The organism is Pedobacter sp. AK013 (assembly GCF_014205835.1).
GTDB lineage: Bacteria > Bacteroidota > Bacteroidia > Sphingobacteriales > Sphingobacteriaceae > Pedobacter.
The window spans coordinates 27,934-38,774 of record NZ_JACHCQ010000028.1; the positions used below are offsets into that span (position 1 = coordinate 27,934).

General features: G+C 37.5%; 8 protein-coding genes. 6 read left to right on the forward strand and 2 right to left on the reverse strand.

The window, feature by feature from the left end:
• Positions 1-11: 11 nt before the first annotated feature.
• Entirely contained in the window at positions 12-875 is an 864-nt protein-coding gene (locus HDC90_RS17960) for a transglutaminase-like domain-containing protein (protein ID WP_184468864.1), read from the reverse strand.
• A gap of 44 nt (positions 876-919) precedes the next feature.
• Here HDC90_RS17960 and HDC90_RS17965 point away from each other — a divergent pair, with 44 nt between their 5' ends.
• From HDC90_RS17965 to HDC90_RS17990, 6 genes are all read left to right on the forward strand, one after another.
• Positions 920-1,702, forward strand: coding sequence for an O-methyltransferase (locus HDC90_RS17965; protein ID WP_184468866.1), 783 nt, complete (start codon positions 920-922; stop codon positions 1,700-1,702).
• 3 nt (positions 1,703-1,705) lie between these two features.
• On the forward strand, positions 1,706-2,377 hold the full coding sequence (locus tag HDC90_RS17970) for a DUF1345 domain-containing protein (protein ID WP_184468868.1): 672 nt from the start codon (positions 1,706-1,708) through the stop codon (positions 2,375-2,377).
• Positions 2,378-3,136: 759 nt separating this feature from the next.
• Positions 3,137-3,505 carry a BlaI/MecI/CopY family transcriptional regulator gene (locus tag HDC90_RS17975; RefSeq protein ID WP_184468870.1) on the forward strand — a complete coding sequence of 123 codons (369 nt, stop codon included), beginning with the start codon at positions 3,137-3,139 and terminating at the stop codon, positions 3,503-3,505.
• Positions 3,502-5,055, forward strand: coding sequence for an N-acetylmuramoyl-L-alanine amidase (locus tag HDC90_RS17980; RefSeq protein ID WP_184468872.1), 1,554 nt, complete (start codon positions 3,502-3,504; stop codon positions 5,053-5,055). The genes HDC90_RS17975 and HDC90_RS17980 overlap by 4 nt, the downstream gene beginning before the upstream one ends.
• A gap of 10 nt (positions 5,056-5,065) precedes the next feature.
• A complete protein-coding gene (locus tag HDC90_RS17985) occupies positions 5,066-6,742 on the forward strand; it encodes a M56 family metallopeptidase (protein WP_184468875.1) in 1,677 nt (558 codons plus the stop codon).
• Positions 6,743-9,118 carry an outer membrane beta-barrel protein gene (locus HDC90_RS17990; RefSeq protein ID WP_184468877.1) on the forward strand — a complete coding sequence of 792 codons (2,376 nt, stop codon included), beginning with the start codon at positions 6,743-6,745 and terminating at the stop codon, positions 9,116-9,118. It abuts the gene before it with no gap.
• Positions 9,119-9,344: 226 nt separating this feature from the next.
• Here HDC90_RS17990 and HDC90_RS17995 read toward each other — a convergent pair whose 3' ends face one another.
• Positions 9,345-10,475 carry a BamA/TamA family outer membrane protein gene (locus HDC90_RS17995; RefSeq protein ID WP_184468879.1) on the reverse strand — a complete coding sequence of 377 codons (1,131 nt, stop codon included), beginning with the start codon at positions 10,473-10,475 and terminating at the stop codon, positions 9,345-9,347.
• Positions 10,476-10,841 lie beyond the last annotated feature (366 nt).

A 10,841-nucleotide genomic window follows, 5' to 3' on the forward strand; every position in this document is an offset into this window, starting at 1 on the left:
AAATTAAACGGTTATTTTTCGGCAATAATATTTTGTAATTCGGTTAGTTCTGCCACTTTTTCTGTTGCACCAGCGTTTTCGTATGCCGAAATCAGGTTCCTGATTACGCGGCGGATAATATCAGTATTGCTACATGGTCTATAGTACTCGGGCAGGGCCTCTAAATTAAGTTGACGAAGAAACTGATCAACATCATGTTTACCGAAAATATTACCACGGTTAAAGGCATTGATGTAAAAAAGTACGCCGTATTCGGTTCCTTCCTGTTTGCTATCATCTATATAACCTAAAATAAAATGCTGCGGCAAATTGATGCCATAAATGGGTAGATCTAATTTCTGTGCCAGGGTAGAATAGATAATGGCCAACGAAATCTGGTTGCCTTTTTTGCTTTCCAGTACCTGGTTTAAATAAGAATTTTGCGGATCATGGTGATTTTTAGTATTGCCGCCAAAACCATATTGTTGATACAAAACATGGTTGATCAGTTTTACTTTTTCAACCGAACTCATTTCATATTGAAGGCCCAACCAGATATCTCTTTTAATTTCTTCCAGTTGGTTAATTACCTTTTGCTCATCTAAATCAGGATATTGGTACCTGTTAATAATTAATGCACCTTGCAATAAATCAAAAGCACCGCTTAAATACCATAAGTTTAAATCTTCTTTAACCGTTTTAAATTGGATTTGGTGAACAATATTTTCAATCCGCTCCTGTAACAAGCCATCAAAAGACTGTTCCCATGCATTTTCTAAAAAATGTACCACCTCACCGCCATATTCAAGCAGTTTCTTCTCTACATGATGGAATACTTCCTCGTCTGGATCATCCAAAAGTTTTACTAAAGCACTTATCTCTGCGTTATTTTCCATAAAACATACCTACGTTTGCAGTGTTTAATTACTTTTGCAATATTATGCTATTTCAATTTATTACAGATTACCTTAAACACCGTTTAACAGCAAAAAGCAGACATGGAACACACTCTCCATTCGTGTACAAGCTAGCTGATGAGGTAATTTACGATTTTACCGACAAATCTGAATACAAAAACATAGAAGAGCAGCGAAAAAAACTTTTTAATGACGATTCGATAATCACCGTTACAGACCTTGGAGCGGGCTCTCACCTCAATAAAAACCGCACAAAGAAGGTAAGTCAGATTGCCAAGAATGCGTTAAAAAGCCCAAGGTTAGCCAAGCTTATTTATCGGTTAGCCAAAAATACCCAAGCGAAAAGTGCGATCGAATTGGGTACCTGTTTGGGTATTACCACTGCTTATTTAGCAAAAACAGATCCTCAGACAGAGGTTATTACTATAGAGGGTTGCCCGCAAACAGCAGAAGTAGCCAGGAAAAATTTTCAGGATCTAAATTTAGAGAATATTGAACTCCACGTGGGCAATTTTGATTTAATCCTACCCGATATTATTGCCAGACAGCCTAGTTTAGATTTCGTTTATATTGACGGTAACCACCGTAAAGATGCAACGCTGAATTATTTTAAATGGTGTTTGCCCAAAATTAATGAAAATTCGTTGCTGATTTTTGACGACATTTATTGGAGCGAAGGGATGAAAGAAGCCTGGGCAGAAATTAAAAACCATCCTGATGTTACCGTAACGGTAGACTTATTCTGGATTGGTTTGGTTTTCTTTAAAAAAGGACAAGCTAAAGAACACTTTAAACTTAAATTTTAATTCATGAAAGCAGAACCGAAACTGGCAGGTATTCAAAAACGATCAGCGTTGTTTATTTTACTGCTCAGCCTTTTTTCGGGAATAGCAGCTTTTTTATTTTCGCTTCTGTTTAAAATGGGGGTACTAACGCACATTATGTTAGGCTGGAATGTACTTTGTGTGGTGTTAATAACCCTGCACTGGTATATGTTTTTTCATACATCTGCTGCCGAAACTCATTTAAAGGCCAAAATGCAGGATGAAACCCGTGGAGAAATTTTTGCCGTTGTTGTGGTATCTACCTTTGCGGGTTTGCTTGCGGTAATTCTGCTGTTAATTAATAAAGATATCGAAACACTCGATCTGGTTGTGGCTATTGCAGGTATGTTTTTGTCGTGGTTTTTGGTGCACACCACTTTTAGCGTGCGTTATGCGCACCTTTATTATGGCGATAGTAAGAAAAAACATATTGATCAAAAAGGGGCAGGACTGGAGTTTCCAGGTAACGATGAACCCGATTTTGTTGACTTCGCTTATTTTTCTTTTGTTCTGGGCATGACTTTCCAGGTTTCGGATGTCGAAATTTCGAGCAGGAAGATCAGACGCCTTTCCCTATTACATAGTTTAATTGCCTTTATTTTTAATACCGTAATTGTAGCGTTAACCATTAATGCATTGGCTGGGTTAAGCAAATAACGAAGCGTCGACCGAAGCATCGTGAAGTGGAGAGATCTATCATATCGCTATTTTTTTCATCCTGAGCGCAGTGAAGGATCTTTAAAATTCAATGTTTTAGCTGGAGTGGGGGCGTAGAAAGATTTATGCTCAGCAATTACAACAGTTTTTAGGAAATGGACAGTCCAGTTCTTTTGGCTGGTTTCAGTCCCGCTCCCGCTTCTGCCGATGAAGAATCGGCATCTCGCTTCGATCGGGTTTAGGAACAAGGGGTAAATGCCTTTTTGCGCCATTTTAGGAGCTGTCCTTTCATTATAAACCTGACAGCAGCGGTAGCCCCGAATTTTTCATGAGGGCTATAGCGAATGGCAGGGCTTCATTCGCCAAGAACCACAAGCCGTTCGTTTTCAAATAAAAAAGCGTGAATGTTTAGGATTGGGAAATGAACGGTCCAGTTCTTTTGGCTGCCCTTCGACTCCGCTCAGGGTGACCTCCAAAAAGTATCCCGCTTCTATCCCTTAGGTTTAGATGCTTTTTGGCTCCATGTCAGGAGCAAACCTTTCATTATAAACCTGACAGCAGCGGTAGCCCCGAATTTTTCATGAGGGCTATAGCGAATGGCAGGGCTTCACCCGCCAAGAACATAGTATGCACGTTTTTAAATAAACTAATGCTCTTTTATTTGTTTGTAAATCAATGTATTATATTTTTGAACTGATTTTTCAGTAATATAACTTGTTTTTTAGTTTTAAAACTGAAAAATAAGTTATAGATTTGGGTATGGAAGAATTAACCAAAGCAGAAGAGCGTATTATGCAGATTTTATGGAAACTGCAAAAAGCATTTGTGAAAGATATTATTGATGAACTGGAAGAGGAGCCTAAGCCACCCTATAATACCATTTCATCAATTGTTAGGCTTTTAGAGAAGAAAGGTTATGTTAATTATAAGGCTTATGGGAAAACATACGAGTACTTTCCGGCCATTACAAAAGACAAGTATGCCAAAACTACTTTCTCTAAACTGTTTTCTGGTTATTTTGATAATTCTCCAACCAGTCTTCTATCTTTTATGGTAAAAGAGGAAAAACTAAGTGAAAAGGATATAGAAGAAATTAAGAAAATCATTAACCAAGATCCGAAGCCATGATTTTAATCTATCTGTTAAAGGTTTCTGCCTGTACACTGATATTTTTTGCTGCTTATCAGTTATTGTTGGCTAAGCTCACGTTTTTTAATCTGAACCGTGTTTATTTATTAATGATGCTGGTATTGAGTTTTAGCATTCCTGCAATTACCATCGAAAGCCGCCACAAAGAAATGATAGCCAACAAAGAGATTCCCTCAAAAATAGCCTATAGCGATGATGGTTTTGTTGAACAGGATTTTGTAGATAAAGGCAGCGCAGCTAGCAATAACCTAAATTGGGATGAATTGCTCTTGTACAGTTATTGCGCCATTTTAGCGGCCCTTATTTTTAGAATGCTTTTTATGATGGCACGTATTCAGATACAATTGCGTAAACATGCTATCGATAGAAGTGGTGCCATTATCTTGGTCGATGCGAGATCTACCATAAAAAACTGTTCTTTTTTTAACCAGATTATTGTCGACTCTTCCTTGCAACTCGATGAAAAGAATCTGGTCATCAAACACGAATCGGTTCATGTGAAGCAGCTGCATGCTGCAGACAAACTTTTAGTCAATTTCGTTACTGCAATCCTTTGGTTTAACCCTATTATTTATTTCTGGCGGAATGCCATTGATCATAATCATGAATTTCTGGCCGATCGGGAGACTTCAAAAGTTGTAGATAAGAAGATTTATGCTTCTTTACTTTTAGATCTGGCTATGCCGAACCAAAATTTAGCCATTAATAGTTTTAGTAAACTTCCACTAAAAAATAGAATTATGATGTTGTACAAAGAACCCAATACAAAGCTGCAAAAGCTTGTTTATTTAGCCATTGTTCCGGTTTTTATGATTTGCTGTATGGCATTTGTAAACCGCAAAGAAATTATTGTTGAGAAAACATTAGCAGAGAACCAGACTTTAGCAGATGCGCCGACAAAGCCAAATGTTTATGCGATGAACTATTTAAACAGCAATATCAAGGTTAATCCAAATGCTGCTTTTAATGAAGTGGAGCCTACATTGGTTATTGATGCCGGCCATGGCGGAAAAGATGGTGCAATAGCTGCCCTGGATGGACAAAAGGAAAAAGACCTAAACCTAAGGGCGGTAAAAATACTAAAGGAAGAAGCTGCAAAAAGAGGGATTAAAGTAATATTAACAAGAAATTCTGACCAGTTTATTTCACTTCGCGATCGTTTACCGAAACAGGAGGCTACGGCTTTTATTTCCATCCACCATAATGCAACACTTGCAAATGCAGCTGTGCCTTTCGGCGGAATTGAAGTTTATGTTTCGAAACAGAACACTAATATTAAAATTGCAGAAGACCTGGGGGCTGGTATTTTAAGCAAGTTAAAACAGCTAAATGGGCTTGAAGTAAGAGACTCGTTAAAAAATGCGAACCTGTTATTGCTCCGCGAATCTAAGGTGCCTGCTGTTTTAATCGAGCTTGGAAATATATCAGAGAGGAAGACCCTTGATTACATCAATCAGGAGAAAAATATCCGAAAAATCAGTAATTTGATTTTAGATGGGTTTGTGGCTTTTTCGAAACAGGGCTGTTAAAATTATAGTTATGGAATGCTTAACCTACCTGCTTAAAGTTACCGCTTGTACGGTGTTATTCTTTGGGTTTTACCTGCTGGTTTTAAGAAAACTGACTTTCTTTAAAATCAACCGATTTTATTTGCTGGCTACGCTATTGCTGAGTTTTATTATTCCTTCTTTGCAGCTTGAAGTTAAGCGCGAAATAAAAACGATGGAAACTGAGGCTCCGGCTAAGATACCTGAAATAAAACCCGCAACTCCAGCACCAACGCAGCTTATTCAGCCCATTATGTTGGAGTACCAGCCAGAAGTAAGGCCTCAAATCGACTGGATGGTGGTGATGTATTTCATTTATGTTGGTACTGCTTCACTTTTATTGTTGGCCTGCCTATGGCAACTGTTAGGGTTGCTTAAGCATACCGGTAGGTACACCAAAAATAGCGATGGCCTAAAGCTGATCAGCAAAAGCGAAGGTTTTACCAATTGTTCCTTTTTTAATTATGTTTTTATAAATCATGAAGATTTAAGCACGGCGGGTTTATTAGTTTTGCTTAAACATGAGCAGGTACACGCTAATCAATACCATTCGATAGATAAAATTATTTTAATGGTTTTTAAAGCCATTTTATGGTTTAACCCCATAGTTTACTTATATGATAAAGCTTTAGAACAGGTGCACGAATACGAAGCCGATGAAATTACTTCGGCTAGTTTTGGTAATCAGGCTTATGCCAGTCTGTTACTTCAGCTTGCGGTAACCAAAACCAACAATACATTGATCCACAACTTTGTGAAAAGCCCCATTAAAGACCGGATAAAAATGTTGTTCTACGCAAAATCTAATAACATGAAAAAATTGATATACCTATTGGCATTACCAGTTATCGTGGGATTGTTTTGGTTATTTGCTGTACAGGTAGTATATGCCAATAAAATGGTTGGTTTAAAACATGGTGGCTTATTGGTGCAAGAAGGAAAGATATTATCTACAGGTACCAGCAGCATAAAGAACGTTTCGGGCGAAACCATATCTTCGGGGAAAAATCATCAGAGTGCTCTTGTTACATATAAATCTGCACAGGTTAAATCCAATCAAGAAGTGCTAACTGATACAGTTAAACCTAAGCCTGTTAAGCCTAAAATCATTTCATATCGTAAATTGAGGGGCGATGTAAGGACTAAAACTTATTATATAGAGAACGCTGTTATCGATATTGTAAACTGTAGATTGGAAGCCGGATATGTAGAATTTGACAAGGCTAATAATAAAATACTTGCCAGGAATGCTACTCTTAAAACGCTCGATGGGAAAAGTACAATAAAATCAACCTTGTTTACCTTTGACCTCAACAAAGGTAGTTACAGTGTAGAAAATGGCGAAAGTAAAATAGGAGTGAATATAAATGGTGCGGGGCATGGGAGGGATTTTCTAATAAAGCTGAATGACAATATAGATTATATTGCCAAAGATTCGGTTAGAATAAGTCGGGATAAATCAATCGTATCTCTGTTCGGAAATGCAATGTTATTCTATAACGAGGTAAAGTTATCGGGATCTAAAATTGTTTATAATAGAAAAGACAATAGAGTACTTGTGAACGATGCAACCATGATCTCGGGTGATACTAAGATAAATGCCGATAGTTTGGTTTTTGATATAAAAACTAAAAAGGCCAAATTATATGGAGCCGATTCAAACCGCTAGATGCTCAGGTATATTTTCTTTTTTATTACGCTTTTTTCTGGTTTCTCTTCCCTGGCACAGTTTAATCTTTCAGGTAAGGTAGCCGATGAGGAGTTTAAAGCTTTGCCATTTGTTACGGTTAAAATTTCTGGAGCTCAAAATAAAGTATTTTATACGCAAACCGATAGTTTAGGCATATACCAATTTAAATTACCATCAGGGAAATATGCGGTTGTTTTTTCTGTAATCAATTTTAAAAGCCTGAACCGTTTAGTTACAATAACAGCTGATACGATCATTAAAGTTCAGCTTCAAAGAAATGCCGATACACTTGCCGATATTCAGGTTGGTGCTAAAAAAGCATTGATTGAGAAAAAGATCGACAGGACAGTTTTCAATGCCGAAAATAGTATCTCGGCAATCGGAACAGATGCCCTGGAACTACTTTCGAAAGTACCTGGAGTGCGTGTGGTAAACGATAAGGTTGCGTTAGTGGGTAAAGGTGGAGTTAATGTGATGGTCAACGATAAATTGGTGCCTTTATCAGCAGATGAACTGTCGAATTATTTGAAATCAATTTCATCAGCCAGCATTGATAAGATTGAAGTCATCACCAATCCGCCTGCCAAATACGATGCGCAAGGAAATTACGGGGTGATTAACATCGTGCTTAAGAAAGTTACCGCCGAAGGCTTTAGGGGATCAGCAAATATAGCTTTTACACAAGCTACTTATCCAACAGTATCTGCAGGAGGAAATTTGAGTTATCGGAAAAATAAGTTTATACTCTCCACAAACTTTAATATCAGGCAAGGATCTATTGTTCCTTTTGAACAAAGTGATATTTTTTATCCCACACAAAGCTGGAATATTGTAAATAAAGACCGGAATTTCAGAACAGTACCTGGCGGTCAAGTGGGGGTTGATTATCAGGCTTCTAAAAAAACGTTATTAGGATTATCGTACAATGGCGGGCTAACCAATTTTTATTCTGAGGAAAACATTAAAACTAGAATTTACAACAAAACAGGCAATTTAGATTCTGTACTAATTTCGGATGCCAATGCCAAAATCAGATCGCATTATCATTCGGCGAATATTTATTTAAAACAAGCTTTAGATTCGGCTGGTAAACAACTCACCATTAATGGCGATTGGTTTAGATATGCTGATGATAAAAACAGGTTTTTTAATAATACCAGTTACTTTCAAAGTGGAACGGTGATTCCAAATTCTTTTGCCGAATACCTGTCGACCAGTAAGCAAAGTATAGATTTATATACCTTAAAAGCCGATGTAGATCTTCCTTATAAAACCTTTAAATTATCTGTTGGTACGAAATTGAGTTTTATAAGCAACCAAAGTGATCTTGCTTTTTACAAATTTATTAACGGTAGTTATGAAATTGATCGACAACAAACTAATCTGTTCAACTACCAGGAAAATACCCAAGCCCTTTATGCTAATTTTAATAAAACGATCAAAAAATGGGATTTTCAAGCCGGATTAAGAGGTGAATACACACAGATTGATGGAATTTCAGTTAATGAACGCAATAGAGGGGATTATTTTCAGCTTTTCCCAACATGGTATGTGGTTTATAGGGCAAATGCTAAAAATACTTTTTCTATAAACTATGGTCGCCGGATTAACCGGCCACCGTACCGCAAACTGAATCCTTTCCGTTGGTACAGCAATCAATATGCCTATGCCGAAGGCAATCCTTTTTTGCAGCCATCTTATAACGATAATATCGAACTTTCTCATACCTATAATAATATATATACCACTTCATTATCTTTCAGCAAAACCGCAAACGGATTTAATGATGTTAATTTTATCGATGCTTTCACGAAGATTCAAGCTGCCAAGCCTGTGAATTTTATAACAGGCTATCATTATCAATGGAGCAACTCAATTACTGTTAATATGATAAAGGGTTGGGAAAGTACCAACCAGTTGGATGTTTTTTACAATGCAGCTAATTCCAGCATCGCGCAGACCCTAAGTGCCCTGAATGGATTTGGTGCTTATTTTTCTACCTTAAACCAGTTTGTTTTTAACCAATCGAAAACCATTTTAGGTGAAGCCAGTTTTTGGTATCAATTTCCTACGGTTGATGGCTTGAATCGGAATAAAAGCCAATACAACCTTGATCTGAGCATAAAAACATTATTACTCAATAAAAAGATACAATTAGCGATTATCGCTACCGATGTTTTAAAAACAAATCGATACTGTTTTAGCAGTTTGATCAATAATATCAGGCAAGAGTACAATAACTATTACGATAGCCGCCAACTCAAGATTACCTTCCGTTATAATTTTGGCAATGAAAAAATTAAACAGCAGGATAAGAAGTTGGGTAATGAAGAGGAGCGGAGGAGGAATAATTAAGAATGGAAGATCCTTCGACTACGCTCAGGATGACAATTCACAAATAGCCTTGGAATCAAAATTTAAAGAATCAGTATTCTTCCGTGTATACCCTTGTTATCAAAGAACATCCTCCTGTCATTCTGAACGCAGTGAAGAATCTTTTACAAGGCAGTAATTTACAGTCAAAGGATTCTTTTCTGCACCCCGAATGACAAGCTCCTAAGGATATTTCATCCGCCATGCGCTAAAACGCTTCCGCTAAACTAATATAAAATCCTGCCTGGCGTTTTTCATTTGGTAGTTTTTCACCCACACCATAATCAAGACGTACACTTAAACCTTTTGCCGGATCAAAAAAGTAACGACCACCAAGGCCAAAGTTTGGTTTTAATCCGTCGCCATTAAACTGGCTATTTGCAAATACTTTACCGGTACCTGCAAAAGCTACAATACCAAAACGGTTCATAAAACGGTAGCGTATCTCGGCCTGCGCAGCCATTAAGTTTTCATCACGGTAGCGGCCACTGTAATAACCACGCATCATCTGGTCGTTGCCCAGCTGTTGCAATAAATAAAATGGTGTACTTTTACTTTGTATGGTATAATAAATGCCTTGTACACCCAAAACCACTTTTGGTGCTAAACTAAAGAAACCACGAAGATCTAGCTTAATCTGTGAGCCATTGAAACTTTCCCCGCCAAAAAAATCTGGTGCATATTGATAGGTTGCCCTACCGAAAAAACCTTTGGTGGGATAGTTGTTGCTGTTGCGGGTATCGTAACTTTGAGATGCACCGATCCATGCTACCGAGCCACCATCTTTATCTAAAATTAGTGGGCTAGTGGAATAAATACCTCCGGGCTGCCTGTCTATAAAATGATAATTCTCAAAACCTAATGAAACACCTGTATAAGCTTTGGGCAAAGTATTCATTTCGGCATCGAAAAGTGTTTTAAAAACCCTTTGATCTAATTTATCTTCATCTGCTTTTTTAGCGTTATTGCCAATGCCGTAAAAGTTAAAGGGCTGGTTTTTAAAGCGGATATCGCCGATAAAGTGGTATTTGTTCCCTTTGGTCCACATATCGCCCTTAAGCATAAAATTAGCCGTCTTTTTAGTAGAGTAAGTAGTGTTTAAGGCGAAATTGGAACTGCGGTTCAATGTATCTTTCCGGTCTATATAGAATGAATAAATGGCCCCGACACCAAATTCAAACCCTGTTTCCTGACTATAGCCAAAGGCCGGTAATGGTAAAAAGCTGGCTTTACGTGTAGTATCTTTTTCGTTTGAGAGCATTTTCCTGATCAGTTTCATCTGTGCGAATGAACTTCCTGAAATGAGCGTAAGTAAAATAATTAGAAAATATTTTTTCATCAAGGCAAAGAAAGGGAAATTTAGTTATAGTTCATTCGTTCACTGGTCATTTGTTTATTAGTACTGCAAACTGCCAATTGCATTATGGTTAATCGGTTAATTGTTTAAATTGGTTAACTGACTGCCAGCTATATTAATTATTGCCAGTGTTTATCATATTTTTGGAAAGGGGTGACAGCAGCATTTGGGTTTGTACAGTCCCGTCCTCGCTTCTGTTCCAATTGAAAAAATTGGGAGCATCCTGCTACGGGTTTTAGGGGGCTTAGCTTGTCGTACTATTCGGGATTGCAAGAAGCCATATAAATTTGTGTTTTGTAGCTATGGGTTGGTTGGGACAAACTTTAATAATTGTAAGGTATTGGCCAC